A 13,746-nucleotide genomic window follows, 5' to 3' on the forward strand; every position below is an offset into this window, starting at 1 on the left:
CCCCATGTGGGCCATTTTTAATTATTACTAGTCCGATCAGTGCCTTGCCATCGGCGATGAGGTGCCCCCGGAGTAGAAAAAAATGTCAGGATAACTACAATAACCGTTTGTTTTTATGAACCGAGGGCAGGTATGTCCGCATCCGATCCGGTATTTGATACCTCATTCCAAACCCGCCTGCTGCACCCCAAATGGTGGGGCAGCTGGTGTGCCCTGGGACTGCTCTCCCTGCTGGCCTTCATCCCTGCCAGATGGCGGGATCGCTTCGCCGATCTGGTCGCACCGACCCTGCTGCGGGTCTCGAAAAAACAGGCCTACATCGCCGATACCAACCTCAAGATCTGCTTTCCCGAGCTGGACGTGGCCGGGCGCCAGGCGCTGCTGCTCAAGTCTATTCGGGTCGGCCTCAAGACCTTCATGGGCTTTGGCGAGCTGACCTGGCGCAGTCGTGCCAGGTTGACCCACCGCATCAAGGTGAGCGGCTGGGAACATGTCGCAGCCGAGCAGGCAGCAGGCCGGCCAATGATCCTGGTGGTGCCCCATACCTGGGCGGTGGACATGATTGGCCGCTACTTTTCCCTGATGGGGATAGAGATGTGCACCATGATGAAGAGCCCCAAGGATGCGGTATTTGACTGGTACATCAACCGCGAGCGGACCAAGGGGGGCAAGGTGTACGAGCGTAGCGTCGGCATCAAGCCCGCCATCAAGGCGATCCGCAGCGGGGCCAGCTTTTTCTACCTGCCGGATCAGGATCATGGCCGCGAGGCGAGCGTGTTCGTTCCGTTCTTTGGTCACCCCAAGGCGACCCTGCCGGCCCTGCCCAAGCTGGTGAAACTGGCCGGTGCCAAGGCCGTGCCCATCTTTGCCAGCTATGACGAGGATGCCGGTTGCTACCTGCTCGAAATTGAGCCGCCGTTCGACCCTTATCCCGGCGACGATCTGCTGGCTGACGTCAACACCATGAACCGGATGGTAGAGCAACAGGTGGCGCGCCATCCCGAGCAGTACATGTGGTTCCTCAAGATCTTCGAAACCCTGGAACACCAGGAGGGGCCCGATGGCCTCTATGAGGCGGGGATCCGGCGCATTCGTGAAGGCTTGCCGCCCGACCCTTGATCCCATGGCCCGCTTGCGGGCCATTTTTGTGGCCAAAGGTGTGCGCCGCAGTGGACAGCAAAGGGTCAAACAGGGGATAACTGTGGCCCACGAACAATCAAGGAGCGGGGAAAGAGGCGAGATGCTCTCTTTCGGCGCGCAAATAGGGTGAAAGGGCGGTCATGAAAATTCCGAATCGAATCCAGCCCCTGGTGGATGATGGCCTGGTGGACGAGGTCGTCAGCCGGCTGATGAGCGGCAAAGAGGCCGATGTTTATGTGGTGCGTTGCGGCGACGAGATCCGTTGCGCCAAAGTCTATAAAGAGGCGTCCAAGCGCAGCTTCAAGCAGGCTGTGGTCTATCAGGAGGGGCGCCGGGTGCGCAACAGCCGCAATGCCCGGGCCATGGAGAAGGGCTCAAAATACGGTCGCAAACAGCACGAGGAGGTGTGGCAGAACACCGAGGTGGACGCTCTGTTCAAGTTGGCAGCCGCCGGCGTGCGGGTACCCAGACCCTATGTCTGCCTCGATGGCGTCTTGCTGATGGAGCTGGTGACCGACGCCGACGGCAATGTCGCCCCCCGCCTCAACGATGTGGCCCTCTCCCGCGAGCAGGCACTCATCGATCACGGCAAGGTGATCCGCTACGTGGTGCGCATGCTCTGCGCCGGCCTCATTCACGGGGACCTCTCCGAATTCAACGTGCTGGTGGACGAACAGGGCCCCGTCATCATCGATCTGCCCCAGGTGGTGGATGCAGCCGCCAACAACCAGGCCAGGGCCATGCTTGAGCGGGACGTCAACAACATGCGCAACTACTACGGCATGTATGCCCCCGAGCTTCTCAAGACCCAGTACGCCGCCGAGATGTGGGCGCTGTTTGAAGAGGGAAAATTGACTCCGGATAGCGAGCTGACCGGCCTGTTTGAAGAGAGCACGGCTGCAGTCGATCTCGATGCCGTGCTGCACGAAATCGAGAGCGCCGAAGAGGAGGCGCTGGCGCGCCAGGCGCGGATGCGAGCCGAGCAGGAGGGGAGTTACTGACCCCAGCCTTGTCACCTAAAAGAGCGCCATCAGGCGCTCTTTTTGTCGGGAGTGTCACGGGCAATTGACGTCTAGACAAGATCACATTGCGAAGTGTGTCAGTCAGCCCGCTCGGGCAGTGCCATGACATTCGCCTGACGCCCCAGGTGAGCCAGCAGGCGGCGCACATCGTCGAGCTTGAGGATCAGGGTGGCGGTATTGACCAGCGGATGGCACTGCACCTGCTCGGCCTGCCAGATGGTCTCGTCCACCACCAGCTCCACCGCTTGTTCCGTGTCGCGCACCACGGCCAGCAGGGTCACCGAGCCCGGGGTGAGGCCGAGGGCGGCCTCCAGTCGCTCGGGGGAGCCAAAACTCAGGCGCTTGACCCCGAGGCGAGCGGCCAGCGCCTTCAGATCGACTCGGATCGCCTCCGGGGCCACCACCAGAAACAGCCGCTCGCTTTTCGGATCGCGCAGGAAGAGATTCTTGGTCTTGGCGGCGGGCAGGTCGGGCAGCAGGTCGCTCGCCTCCTCGCAGGTGAAGACGGGGGCATGGTCGAAACGCTGGTAGGGAATGGCCAGCCGATCCAGCAGGGCATAGAGGGCCACAATGATCTCCTTGTGTTTGAGGGTACCGATAGCTGAATACCAGAGCCGGGCAGGGGGACGCAGGCAACCGTGCCGACGTCGCAGGCGAAAGACCAGCTTACCAGCTCGCTTTTTCGCGTGCAGCCGCTCTGGCGATTGCGGGCCGATACTGTATGAACGTACAATACTCCCATTCCAGGACAGACCCCGTTAGCTTGCATGACCGAGTTCCAGCCCACGCCTCCGGCGATGCCCCCCCAGGAAGGTTTTATCCTGACCCGTCACGGGCGGGATGTGCGTGGGCGCGGCGCGCAGGGGGAGCGCACCGAAATCGTGATGTGGCTCTGGAGCGAGCAGGGGCCGGTGCGGCTGGTGGTGCCTGGGCAGGAGCCGGTCTTCTTTCTGCCGCAAAGCCATATGGCGGAGGCCGCCGAGCTGTTCAAAGGGGCCGGAGTGAGCGGGCGGTTTCGCCGCCTGCCGATGCACACCTTCGATGGTCGTGCCGTGGTGGGCTGCTACTTTGCCACCCTGAGCGCCTTCCATCGTGCCATCGAGCTGCTGCTCATTCGCGGTCTGGAGCACTTCGAGGCGGATATCCGGCTGCCTGAGCGTTTTCTCATGGAGCGCTTTATCACCGCCGGGGTGCGCTTTGGCGGCAAGGCTGTGAGAAAAGGGGGCAAACAGGGTTACTGGGAGGTGCAGGAGGCGCGCTGCGCCCCTCAAGCGGTGACGCCCGCCCTCTCCTGGGTGTCGCTGGATGTGGAGTGCGCCATGGACGGGGCGCTGTTCTCGGTGGGGCTTTACAGCCCCGAGGATGCGCGGGTCATCATGATAGGGGCCCCCGAGGCCGGTGCCGAGGAGTGGGAGACCCGTATCGAATGGGTGGCGGATGAGGATGCCCTGCTCAGCGCTCTGGAAGGGTGGTTCAGCCGCCACGATCCGGATCTGGTGATCGGCTGGAACGTGGTCAACTTCGACTTTCGCCTGCTGCTGCGCCGGGCCGAGCTCAACAAACGGCGGCTGAGGCTCGGGCGCGGGCGCGAGCTCTGCTTCTGGCGCTCCTCCCGCAGCGATCCCCAGACTGGCAACGTCATCATCCCGGGGCGCATGGTGCTGGACGGCATCGATACCCTGAAAAGTGCCACCTGGCAGTTTGCCAGCTACAGCCTGGATGCGGTGGCGAGCGAACTGCTCGGGCGCGGCAAGGATATCGAGGATGTGGCCAACCGGGGGGAGAAGATCACCGAGCTGTTTCACTCCGACAAGGAGGCGCTCGCCCGCTACAACCTGGAAGATTGCAAGCTGGTGTGGGAGATCTTCGATTTCTGCCACCTCATCCCCTTTGCCATCGAGCGGGCCTCCCTCACCGGCCTGGAGCTGGACAGGGTCGGGGGCTCGGTGGCGGCGTTTACCAATCTCTACCTGCCGCGACTGCATCGCGGCGGCTACGTGGCCCCCAATCTGCCCGCCGACGGGGGGCTCGCGAGCCCTGGCGGCTATGTCATGGACTCCAAACCGGGCCTCTATCGTCACGTGCTGGTGCTCGACTTCAAGAGCCTCTATCCCAGCATCATCCGCACCTTCTGCATCGACCCCATGGGGCTGGTGGAGGGGCTGCAGCATCCCGATCACGCCATTCCGGGTTTTCGCGGCGCCCTGTTCTCCCGCGAGCGGCACTTCCTGCCGGGTCTTATCGCCACCCTGTGGGCGGCGCGGGATCGGGCCAAGGCGGCCAGCAACAAGGCGCTCTCCCAGGCCATCAAGATCATCATGAACTCCTTCTACGGGGTACTGGGCTCGGGGGGCTGTCGCTTCTACGATCCGCGCCTTGCCTCTTCCATCACCTTGCGCGGTCACAGCATCATGCAGCAGACCCGGGAGTGGATAGAGGGGCAGGGGTTCGAGGTGATCTATGGCGACACCGACTCCACCTTCGTGCATCTCGGGCGCGAGACCAGTGCCGAGCAGGCGGACGAGATCGGCCGTAGTCTGGCCCGGATGATCAACGACAACTGGACGGCGCTGATCAGGCGCGAGTTCGATTTGCCTAGCCACCTCGAGATCGAGTACGAGACCCACTACCGCCGTTTTCTGATGCCCACCATTCGCGGGCTGGAGAAGGGCAGCAAGAAGCGCTACGCCGGCCTGGTGGCGGCGCCAGGAGGTCAAGAGGCTGAACGTCTGGTGTTCAAGGGGCTCGAATCGGTGCGCACCGACTGGACGGCGCTCGCCAAGCAGTTCCAGACCCGCCTCTATGAGATGGTGTTTCACGATGAGGATCCCGGCAGCTATGTGCGCACCATGGTGGACGAGACCCGGGCCGGCCGGCATGACGATCTGCTGGTCTATCGCAAGCGACTGCGGCAAAAACTCGAGGAGTACCAGAAAAACGTGCCACCCCATGTGCGGGCGGCGCGCCTTGCTGATGAAGAAAACCTGCGCCGCGGTCTGTCCCAGCGCTACCAGCACAGGGGCACCATCGCCTACCTGATGACCCTTAACGGCCCCGAGCCGCTCGAATACCGGCGCAGCGCCATCGACTACGAGCACTACATCGACAAGCAGCTCAGGCCCATCGCCGACGCTATCCTGCCCTTTATCGGCGAGTCGTTCGAGCGGATCTGCGGCCAGCAGCTGGACCTTTTCTAAGGGGCATTTGCCCCTTTCTCTACCAGGCTCTTTACTTTCCAAAAATACTGTATAAAAATACAGTTAATCATCATGGAGAAGTATCCTATGCGTCTGGAAATCATCATCGACAAGAAACATCAGATCCCGACCTCCACCATGGAAGCGCTGCGCCAGGAGCTGCTCAAGCAGCTGGGGGAGAAGTTCCCGGATCTGCATGTACGGGTTGCCCCGGGCAGCACCATGTCCCTGACCGTCAGCCGCGCCAGCAAGGAAGAGAAAGAGCTGGCCGAAGCCATGGTGCAAGAGGTGTGGGAGAACGCCGACAGCTGGATGCCGGAGGAGAGCCTCGCCTCCTGAGCGGGCAAACGGCCTGGCTGATGCAGGGGCTGCATGGAGCTGAGATCAAAGCGTAAACAGAGGAAAGCACAACGAACGGAGACGCCTGCGGGGCGGTTGGTGTTGTCATACGGGTTTCTCGCACCCGAGGGCGCCCCTGAGACGACATCCCTGAAACAAAATAACGCAGCCATGGGCTGCGTTATTGTTTTGAGCGGATGGGGCGGGACACGGGTTGATGGTGACTCAGAGTCCGGCCCAGCTTTTCAGGCTTTGCTGCTGTACCCGGCGGTTGGCCTCGCTTATCTCCCCCTGGGCGCGCAGCGCTTTGATGGCCACGGGCAGGGCGGCTCTGACTTCCTCGCGGTTCATTCCCGCCTTGAGCGCCGGGTGGTAGGCGAGCTTGAGCAGCACATAGTCAAGGCCGGTCAGGAAGCTGTCGACACTGTGGTCGTTGAAGATGGAGGGAAATACCTTGTCGGAGTCGTTGGGCAGCCCCATCACCTGGGTGAACTCCTCCACCACGCAATCGAGAAAGCGCCCCTTGGCCCGGCTGTAGTCTACCGGAATGATGATAGTGGCACGGCTGATCTCGTGCTGCTTGTTGGTGGCGAAGTTGGCCAGGCAGAGCCCCTCCTTGAGGGCCATGTTGACGGACGGATCTCCGCCCATGGTGCGGTTTGCCCAGCTTCTCATCCGTTGGTAATCGGTCATGATCAGGGTCAGGTTGGGATTGTCGCTGACCAGAGTGATGGGGTGGCCCGTGATGCGGGCCAGATGGGCGGCCTGCACCCTGACCACCTCGGCCTGCAGCGGCTTGTCACCCGACTCGTTGACAAGCTTGAGGCGCACGGGTTGTTGCCAGCGGGCGAAGCGGGTCTGTTTTGCCTCGCCATACTCCCGCTCCATGGCGATGGTCATGAAGCTCTCGATAAGGTAGCTATCGCTTTGCCAGCGCTCGGTGGCGCTCACGTGGGGCCAAGGCAAGGAAAGCAGTAAGGCAGGCAGCAGGGCGAGCCTGCACCACCCTCTGTGGTGAAGGGTCATCACTCGTTTTACACCGCACATCAATGCCATGATCACCCCCAGCCCTCTGCCTGGCTGATCAGCGCCCGGCCCGCTCCAGATCCCGCCAGGTGAGCCAGAGCCTCAAATCAAACTCCAGTTGATGATAGTCCGGCTCCATGTGCTGGCAGAGCTGGTAGAAGCCCTTGTTGTGAGCCTTCTCTTTGAGATGAGCCAGCTCGTGCACCACTATCATCTTCAGGAAGGCGGGATGCGCCTCCTTGAACAGGGCGGCGATGCGGATCTCGTTTTTGGCTTTGAGCTTGCTGCCCTGCACCCGGCTGACATAGGTGTGCAGGCCGAGGGCATCCTTGATGACGTTGATCTTGCCATCGAACACCACCTTGGCCAGCGGCGCCGAGCTCTTGAGGTAGCGATTTTTCAGATCCATGGTGTAGGCCAGCAGCGCCTTGTCGCTCTGGATCTGATGACTGTCCGGATAGCGCTTGGCCAACATTTCCCCGAGTTTGCCCGCCGCGATCAGCTGCTGCACCTGGGCCTTGAGAGGCTCGGGATAGCCCCCCAGATAGGTCAGTTCCACCATGTGTGTCACCCGTTACATCCAAAAAGAGCGCCATTGTAGTCATCGCGAGCCGGCTTGCCTACCGCCGGCAGGCCGCGAAACGCAATGAAAAGGGCGGCCATCATGGCCGCCCTGGTTGTATCTGAGAGCCGTCAGCGTCTGCGATAGAGCCCCGGTTCCACCTCTTCATACCGGCTTGTCAGGTACTGATAGAAGGCGAGGTGGGAGGGGGAAGTTGGCTTTTTCAGCTCCTCGCTCACCCGTTCCGGCTTGGCGATGATGAACTTGGGTTGCTGGCGCTGGATATCGGCCAGCACCCGCTCGCGCACGTCATAGGGTGGATTGACGTTGGCGAAGAAGAGGTAGGCGGATGCCGGCTGGCGATCGGTCCAGAGATAATATTGCGGCTGGATGCCGTCGACCCAGATCTTGTCGCTGGGGGTTGTTTCGGCTTTGATCCGATCGACCCGCACCTGGGCCGGTGGATTGAAGGGGCGCCCCTTCTGGGTGCCTTCCCAGGCGTTGTTGATCATCAGCATCAACATGGCCAGGGTGGCGAGCCAGGGAGTGGCGCTGCGCACATCCCAGGCACGCCACAGGGGCACCAGGATCAGCACAGGCAGCGCCCACAGCAGGCTGTTGCCAAGCACTTCGTTTACCCGCGCAAGGGACCACTCCTTGGTGCTCCAGCCATAGCCGAGCTGCTGGGCAAGCAGCCAGCTGGCGGTGAGCACCACCAGCGAGATGCACAGCAGTCCCATGGCATCTGCCTGCTGTTCGCTGCGATCCAGCAGCACCGCCAGCGGCAGCAGACCCAGCTGCAGGTAGAGCACATCGTAGTGATCGAACACATGGCCGGAGACCGAGTTGGCGATCAGGGTGAACAGCACGCCGAACAGGGTGACCAGCAGCACGGGGAGGTACCACTCCTGGCGGCGGCCCAGCATCAGCAGGATGAAGGGGGGCAGCAACATGATGAGGCCGGTGCGAAACAGCCCGACGGCCCCGACGGCGGGGGAGACGCCGTTGCCGTAGCTCCCCTCGAAGAAGATATCGAAGGCGTAGTATTTGAATGCAGCCAGCAGATCGTGCTGCTGGAAGTAGGCGTAGAGCGGGCCGCCGATGAGCGCCAGCCCCAGCAGGCTGGAGAGCAGCAGCAAGAGGGCGTCGCGCCACTTCTCGTGCAGGCACCAGTGGCAGAACAGCACCAGATACCAGCCACCCCAGAAGGCGCCATTGTTGGTGCGCATCCAGGCGACGATGGCGAAGGTCAGCGCCGCCACCAGAGCGGGCCACCACTCGAAGCGCTTGTCCAGCAGCAGGGTGATGAAGGCCCACTGGGCGATGAGGGCCAGATGAAAGGTCCAGTCCTCGGTCATGTTGCCGTAGTAGTAACGAGTGCCGTAAAGCGCCAACACCGCCAGCATGGAGCCGAGGCGCGCCCGAAACGACAACCCCAGCTGGGCAAAGGCCTGCCAGCTTGCCAATAGCCCAAGCCAGCAGAGCCCCCACTCCAGCGCCCAGATCCCGACAAAGCCACCGAGGCGATAGCCCAGCGCATCGAGGGCGAAAATCATCGGCCCCTTGATGTCGATCATGTCCCGGTAGAGCACGCCCCCCTCGCTCCACATCTTGCCCATGACCGCAAACAGCGAGGCGTCAAATCCTGGCGCCATGGCGTAAAACAGGGGGTTGCGCAAACTGAAGAGCAGCGCCAGCAGGGCGGTCATGAGCACCACGACGGATTTGACGCCCGGGTTGACGCGAGGGGGAGTGAAACGAATGGAGTGAGTCATGAAGTCGCCTGCTCCTGCAGCTGGTCTTGAAAGCGGGCCTATCTTGCCGAGGCCGCGAGTCCGATGCAATGGGGCAGGCCCGTGCAGGGCAAATATTCTCATAAATGGCCTGATCCAAAGGCGGATCAGGCCATGACTCCCCGGTTGTCAGGGTGTAGCTGTATGGTATTCCACCAGTGGTGGCTGGATGGCGAGGGTTGACAGGTGACGGGCCCAGCGGATGAAGGCGTCCGCCAGGGTGATGCCCAGCTCTTGATTGTGCTGGGTCAGGGTACGGGCCAGCGCCGTGTAGCCCTCCTTGCCGGAGGCGGTATAGGCGCTCGATACCCCGCGATAGATCTCATCGGCCTCGATTGGCAGCCAGTTGCCGGGGGAGTGCTCCCACTCCAGCCGGGTGATGCGCGCCCCCTTGGGCCGCTCGGCCCGGTAACAGAAGCGCACCCCGGCAGTGTAGGGGAAGCTGCCGCTGCCATTGCCGGCCACGCCGTTGTTGGTGGCGTTGTCAATCGCCCCCTCCAGTGCCTCCGCCAGCTCGTGACCATGGACCCGATAGAGGGTGAGGGGGATGGCGAAGGGGAGCAGACGCCCGGCGATATCGGCCTCGCTAAGGGGGCCCTGCTCCAGCGAGCAGCGCACGCCCCCTGCATTGTGCAGGGCAAAATCCACCTGACCGACCTGCTCGCGCGCCGCTGCCAGCATGGCCCGGGCGACCAGTGGCGCCACCTGGCTGCCGTTTGGCAGCAGGGCATCCGGCAGGCGCTGATGCAGCAAAGGAGTGTCGAGGTGGGTGACGATGCGTTGGGTCATGGTCTCGATCTCCGGCCGGTAGCGTCTGGCCAGATGCTGTTCCACCCTGGCATCCGGCTCGCAAAAGACCAGCCCGGCGGGGACGTCACCCGCAAACGGCCAGGGCTGCCAGGGCAGCCACTCCAGTTGCCCCCGGCTTTGTACCACGCGGCCCGCCTGGTCGAAGGCCAGTTCGCACACCCCGAGACAGAGGGCACTGTGCCCCGCATGCAGGATGGCGACCCCGTTTTGCATCAGGGGATACTCCCCTTCGCTCGGCAGTCCCAGCGGTGCCAGATCTCCCAGCAGGCTGTGGGTGTGGCCGCCGATGATGAGGCTGAGCTGGGGGAATCTCTCGGCCAGCAGTTTGTCCTGCTCCAGCCCGAGATGGCTCAGTAGCACGATATGGTGGATCCCCTCTTCCTTTATCTCGCGCAGCACCCGGATGAGGGTGTCGGCCACGGCATGGAAGCGGGTGTGGGGATCCGGGTTGGCGATGGCAGCCATCTGGGGCAGGGTGATGCCGAGCAGGGCAAACGGCACGCCGCCCAGTTCACGGCGATGCCAGGGCTGGTGCGCATCATAAAGGTGGGGCAGATCCCAGAGCCCCAGGGGCGTGTCGTCGGGCTCCTGGCTGTTGTCCAGGTTGGCAGCCAGCACAGGCAAATCGAGTTGGCGCAAAAACTCCACCAGGGGGCCATTGCCCAGATCGAACTCGTGGTTGCCGATCACCATGGCATCGGGTTGCAACATGGCGAGCAGGTCGGCGTTGGCGCGACCTTTGAAGCGGTTGAAATAGAGTGAGCCCTGAAAGGTATCGCCACCATGCAAGAAGAGGCTGGCCTGGCCTTGGCTGGCGGCCTTGGCACGCAGTTGGGTGAGCCGGGTCAGGATCCGTGCATAACCGCCGCACTGGGTGCGCCACTGGGGGTGACCGACGGGAGAGAAGCTGATCGGTGCGCCGTCGAAATGGGAGTGGCAATCACTGAAGTGGGCAAGTTGAACCGTAATACTCATCTCGGTCCTCCTTAGGGAAAGAGGCACCGAGTCTACTGCAACAGGGGGGCAAGATACCAGCCCGGCAGGTGCCGGGCTGGTAGGGGATCAGGCGGGGACCATGATCTGGGTGGCGAGGATCACCACCAGCAGGCCGACGGCGACCGGCATGCTGGTGCGTTTGACCACCTCGAACGGGGAGAGCTTGCCCATCCCTGCACAGGCGACCACCACGCCGGAGACCGGCGAGATGGTGCGGCCCAGGTTGGATGCCTGCAGCATGGGGATCACCAGATACGCCGGGTTGATGCCCAGGCTGCTGGCCAGGTTGGGAATAAGCTCCACAAAGGCGTAGAAGGGGGCATTGCCCGAACCGGTGGTGAAGGCCGCCAGGGTGGTGATCACCACCAGGGAGAGCATCATGATCAGGCCGCCCGAGCCCAGATCTTGGGCATGAGTCAGCAGGGTGTCGATGAAGCCGATGGTCATCAGGCCCTGGGCAAAGACGCCGGCACCCACCAGCAGCATGACCACGCCGGCGAAGGCATCCGCCATGTTGCGCCAGCACACCTGCAGGCCGTCCAGCAGCTCCTTGCCATTGCGCACACGGATCAGCTCCAGCAGGCTGGCCAGCACCATGCACATGACGATGATGGTGACGATATCGAGCTGCGGTCCCCATTTGCCGTCAAACACCAGCACCCCGATGATGGGAGTGAAGGGGAGGATGGCGTAGAAGGCGGGAGCCGAGGTGATCAGATCACCCGGTGCCACAGGTTCATTGTGTTCGCCGGATTTCTGATCGAGGTAGCGCTGCCAGAAGAAGTGAGTCACCGCCATGCAGGCGATGGCCACCAGCGAGATGGGCAGGGTCAGCTTGAAGGCAAAGTCCAGCAGCGGCATGTTGGCGGCCTGGGCCGCCATTACCACGTCACCTGAGGTGGGGGCCAGAATGATGGCGGCCGGGGAGGCGCAGACGGCCGCCGCGGCGCCACGGGAGATCCCCATGTTGACCATCAGCGGGAACAGGGTCGCCATCAGCAATACCCCGAGACCGGTGGCCGAGCTGACCGCCAGGGACATGGCGCAGGCGACCAGATAGGCGGCGACCAGCAGGATGTAGGGGGACTTGATGAAACCGAGGGGCTTGCTGGCCAGCTTGACCAGTATGGTGTTGGCGCCAATATGGCTCATGTAGCCGGCAAAACCGCACAGCACCATGATCAGCATCCCCAGTCCACCCCCACGGTCATTGAGCAGGAAGCGGACGTATTCGAAGATGTCGGTTGCCAGGTAGCCGGTGCTGGCGACCTTGCTTGGCAGGACGGGTTTGCCCATCAGGGCGGTGACCAGCAGCAATAGCAGGCCACCGCTGAGCAGCACGCCGGTGGCGGAGTATCCCTTGAAGATGGCACGGCCCACCACCAGGGTGACCAGGGTGCCGATAACGAGTTCCAGCATATATAGCCTTATTGGGTAGGTGAAAGTGGCATAAGTCTATTCCTATGGGGGTAATCCCGCGACAACAAGCCGGTAGTAGTTTGCTCCACATCAACATTTCCCAGTGGAAACAGCATTTTAAAAGGATAAAAGCACTTTACCTGGTGGTTATGACTGCCTAATCTGACTCTCATTGTGTGGTTTTTAGGGTTTATGTATTTTGAAGTTACAGTTTTTCAGAATTAAACTCTGCTTAATTTGTGCTTGCTTGATGTTTATGCCAAATCGAGTGTTGGCAATGAACAACGACGGTTTTCACCAGACGGGTCCTTGTCAGGCGATCGCCATGCGACACCTGACTGCAGCCCGCGCCTACGGCGTGCTGATGGTCGCCGTGGGAGAGGGTCCCCGTTTCGCGGCCCTGATCACCGGCATGACGAGTGACGATTGTCTCTCCCGGCAGGCCATGCGAGTGGATGGGGTGGTGCTGTTGACCATCCCCCAATTTTATCCCCGGCGAGGTAAGCTTGGACTTTGCGAGTTGTGGTTAAGAGATCGGGCAGATCGCCGCTTTTTTGCCAACCGCATTGAAAATGATCATTTCATTCAGATAGATGGTCATGACATCAATGTGAAAAATTATCACCTTAGCTGGCGCAGAATAGCCGGATCCAGGCGATAAAATTGTCAATTTCACCCTTGGCGCCCAGGTGACTCACGGAACCTGTGAGCGGGCTCAGATTTCTGAACAATCATGGTATTGCGCAGCATCCTGGTCGCACATAGGCTATAGCGTTATCTATGTGGCACCCGTTTCTGCACGGTTGCTGTTTCGCCCGTGCAATCAAGGAAGGTAGTCTGGCATGGTCAGCAAGTTTCATAACATGGTGGTAGGGATCGGGTTGTTGTTGCTGCCGCTGGCGAGCCAGGCGCAAACAGTCAGGCCGCAGGTGGTGCCCGAATCCCGCATCAATGTGCGCTTTTATGACGTCAATGCAACCAGCCCGGACCAACTGGCCAGCGCCATCGTTCAAAGTGCCCCCAGGGTGAATGGCAAGGTGGTACTTGGTAAGGCAAGTTATCAGGTGGATTGGCAGCTCGAGACGGAGCAGCTGCCGGGGCGCTGCCAGCTTACCCAGGTCACTGTCCTGACCCAGGCGACCGTGCTGCTGCCCCGCTGGAGCCAGAGCCGCAACAGCACGGGATCTGCCCGCGACGACTGGGCCAGGGTACTCTCCAGCATGTTCGAGTATGAGTCCCGCTTCAAGGAGATGGTACAGCGGGGCAGCAGCCTGGTGGGCGGTGCCATCGCGGCCCTGCCGAGCCACGGCGATTGCCAGGCCTTGCGCTATGCCGCCTGGGCGGCGGGCAGCAAGGAGATGGAGAAGATCAGGGAGCGCATCGATGCGTTTCAGGAACAGACCGGTTATGGCGAGCGTTTTGGCGTGCGCTGGCCCAATTAA

The 13,746-nt window shown here is 61.8% G+C and carries 12 protein-coding genes; 6 read left to right on the top strand and 6 right to left on the bottom strand.

Annotated elements, in window-relative coordinates; all coding sequences use genetic code 11:
- Positions 1 to 132: 132 nt before the first annotated feature.
- Together ACB028_RS16445 and ACB028_RS16450 are read left to right on the top strand one after the other, a co-directional pair.
- Entirely contained in the window at positions 133 to 1,119 is a 987-nt protein-coding gene (locus ACB028_RS16445) for a lauroyl-Kdo(2)-lipid IV(A) myristoyltransferase (RefSeq protein ID WP_371144755.1), read from the top strand.
- 161 nt (positions 1,120 to 1,280) lie between these two features.
- The gene (locus ACB028_RS16450) at positions 1,281 to 2,141 is read left to right on the top strand and encodes a PA4780 family RIO1-like protein kinase (protein ID WP_371144756.1); all 861 of its coding nucleotides are present in this window, start codon (positions 1,281 to 1,283) and stop codon (positions 2,139 to 2,141) included.
- A gap of 98 nt (positions 2,142 to 2,239) precedes the next feature.
- Here ACB028_RS16450 and ACB028_RS16455 read toward each other — a convergent pair whose 3' ends face one another.
- Positions 2,240 to 2,731 carry a prolyl-tRNA synthetase associated domain-containing protein gene (locus ACB028_RS16455; RefSeq protein ID WP_225632563.1) on the bottom strand — a complete coding sequence of 164 codons (492 nt, stop codon included), beginning with the start codon at positions 2,729 to 2,731 and terminating at the stop codon, positions 2,240 to 2,242.
- A gap of 198 nt (positions 2,732 to 2,929) precedes the next feature.
- Between ACB028_RS16455 and ACB028_RS16460 the strand changes: the two genes are divergently transcribed.
- Positions 2,930 to 5,359 (top strand): DNA polymerase II, encoded by a 2,430-nt coding sequence (locus tag ACB028_RS16460; protein ID WP_371144757.1) that lies wholly within the window; start codon positions 2,930 to 2,932, stop codon positions 5,357 to 5,359.
- A gap of 87 nt (positions 5,360 to 5,446) precedes the next feature.
- The gene (locus tag ACB028_RS16465; RefSeq protein WP_026456204.1) at positions 5,447 to 5,698 is read left to right on the top strand and encodes a DinI family protein; all 252 of its coding nucleotides are present in this window, start codon (positions 5,447 to 5,449) and stop codon (positions 5,696 to 5,698) included.
- 225 nt (positions 5,699 to 5,923) lie between these two features.
- Here ACB028_RS16465 and ACB028_RS16470 read toward each other — a convergent pair whose 3' ends face one another.
- The 5 genes from ACB028_RS16470 to dcuC form a co-directional block, all read right to left on the bottom strand.
- Entirely contained in the window at positions 5,924 to 6,724 is an 801-nt protein-coding gene (locus tag ACB028_RS16470) for a DUF2927 domain-containing protein (RefSeq protein ID WP_371144808.1), read from the bottom strand.
- Between the two features lie 58 nt (positions 6,725 to 6,782).
- Entirely contained in the window at positions 6,783 to 7,286 is a 504-nt protein-coding gene (locus ACB028_RS16475; RefSeq protein ID WP_371144758.1) for a YgjP-like metallopeptidase domain-containing protein, read from the bottom strand.
- A gap of 131 nt (positions 7,287 to 7,417) precedes the next feature.
- Entirely contained in the window at positions 7,418 to 9,061 is a 1,644-nt protein-coding gene (locus ACB028_RS16480) for a hypothetical protein (protein ID WP_371144759.1), read from the bottom strand.
- A 147-nt stretch (positions 9,062 to 9,208) separates the two neighbouring features.
- Entirely contained in the window at positions 9,209 to 10,864 is a 1,656-nt protein-coding gene (locus ACB028_RS16485) for a bifunctional UDP-sugar hydrolase/5'-nucleotidase (protein WP_371144760.1), read from the bottom strand.
- Between the two features lie 87 nt (positions 10,865 to 10,951).
- Positions 10,952 to 12,304 carry an anaerobic C4-dicarboxylate transporter DcuC gene (dcuC, locus tag ACB028_RS16490; RefSeq protein ID WP_026456207.1) on the bottom strand — a complete coding sequence of 451 codons (1,353 nt, stop codon included), beginning with the start codon at positions 12,302 to 12,304 and terminating at the stop codon, positions 10,952 to 10,954.
- Between the two features lie 277 nt (positions 12,305 to 12,581).
- Here dcuC and ACB028_RS16495 point away from each other — a divergent pair, with 277 nt between their 5' ends.
- Both ACB028_RS16495 and ACB028_RS16500 read left to right on the top strand, forming a co-directional pair.
- Positions 12,582 to 12,965, top strand: a complete 384-nt coding sequence (locus ACB028_RS16495; RefSeq protein ID WP_338609947.1) for a hypothetical protein — start codon at positions 12,582 to 12,584, stop codon at positions 12,963 to 12,965.
- A gap of 181 nt (positions 12,966 to 13,146) precedes the next feature.
- Entirely contained in the window at positions 13,147 to 13,746 is a 600-nt protein-coding gene (locus ACB028_RS16500; protein ID WP_026456209.1) for a DUF922 domain-containing protein, read from the top strand.

Origin of the sequence: Aeromonas sp. S9(2024), assembly GCF_041403185.1 — a bacterium.
In the GTDB taxonomy this organism is placed as follows: domain Bacteria; phylum Pseudomonadota; class Gammaproteobacteria; order Enterobacterales; family Aeromonadaceae; genus Aeromonas; species Aeromonas enteropelogenes.

Coding starts and splice junctions, on each gene's coding strand:
- ACB028_RS16445 (WP_371144755.1), top strand. CDS start 133: ATGTCCGCATCCGATCCGGTATTTGATACCTCATTCCAAACCCGCCTG.
- ACB028_RS16450 (WP_371144756.1), top strand. CDS start 1,281: ATGAAAATTCCGAATCGAATCCAGCCCCTGGTGGATGATGGCCTGGTG.
- ACB028_RS16460 (WP_371144757.1), top strand. CDS start 2,930: ATGACCGAGTTCCAGCCCACGCCTCCGGCGATGCCCCCCCAGGAAGGT.
- ACB028_RS16465 (WP_026456204.1), top strand. CDS start 5,447: ATGCGTCTGGAAATCATCATCGACAAGAAACATCAGATCCCGACCTCC.
- ACB028_RS16470 (WP_371144808.1), bottom strand. CDS start 6,724: ATGACCCTTCACCACAGAGGGTGGTGCAGGCTCGCCCTGCTGCCTGCC.
- ACB028_RS16475 (WP_371144758.1), bottom strand. CDS start 7,286: ATGGTGGAACTGACCTATCTGGGGGGCTATCCCGAGCCTCTCAAGGCC.
- ACB028_RS16480 (WP_371144759.1), bottom strand. CDS start 9,061: ATGACTCACTCCATTCGTTTCACTCCCCCTCGCGTCAACCCGGGCGTC.
- ACB028_RS16485 (WP_371144760.1), bottom strand. CDS start 10,864: ATGAGTATTACGGTTCAACTTGCCCACTTCAGTGATTGCCACTCCCAT.
- dcuC (WP_026456207.1), bottom strand. CDS start 12,304: ATGCTGGAACTCGTTATCGGCACCCTGGTCACCCTGGTGGTGGGCCGT.
- ACB028_RS16495 (WP_338609947.1), top strand. CDS start 12,582: ATGAACAACGACGGTTTTCACCAGACGGGTCCTTGTCAGGCGATCGCC.
- ACB028_RS16500 (WP_026456209.1), top strand. CDS start 13,147: ATGGTCAGCAAGTTTCATAACATGGTGGTAGGGATCGGGTTGTTGTTG.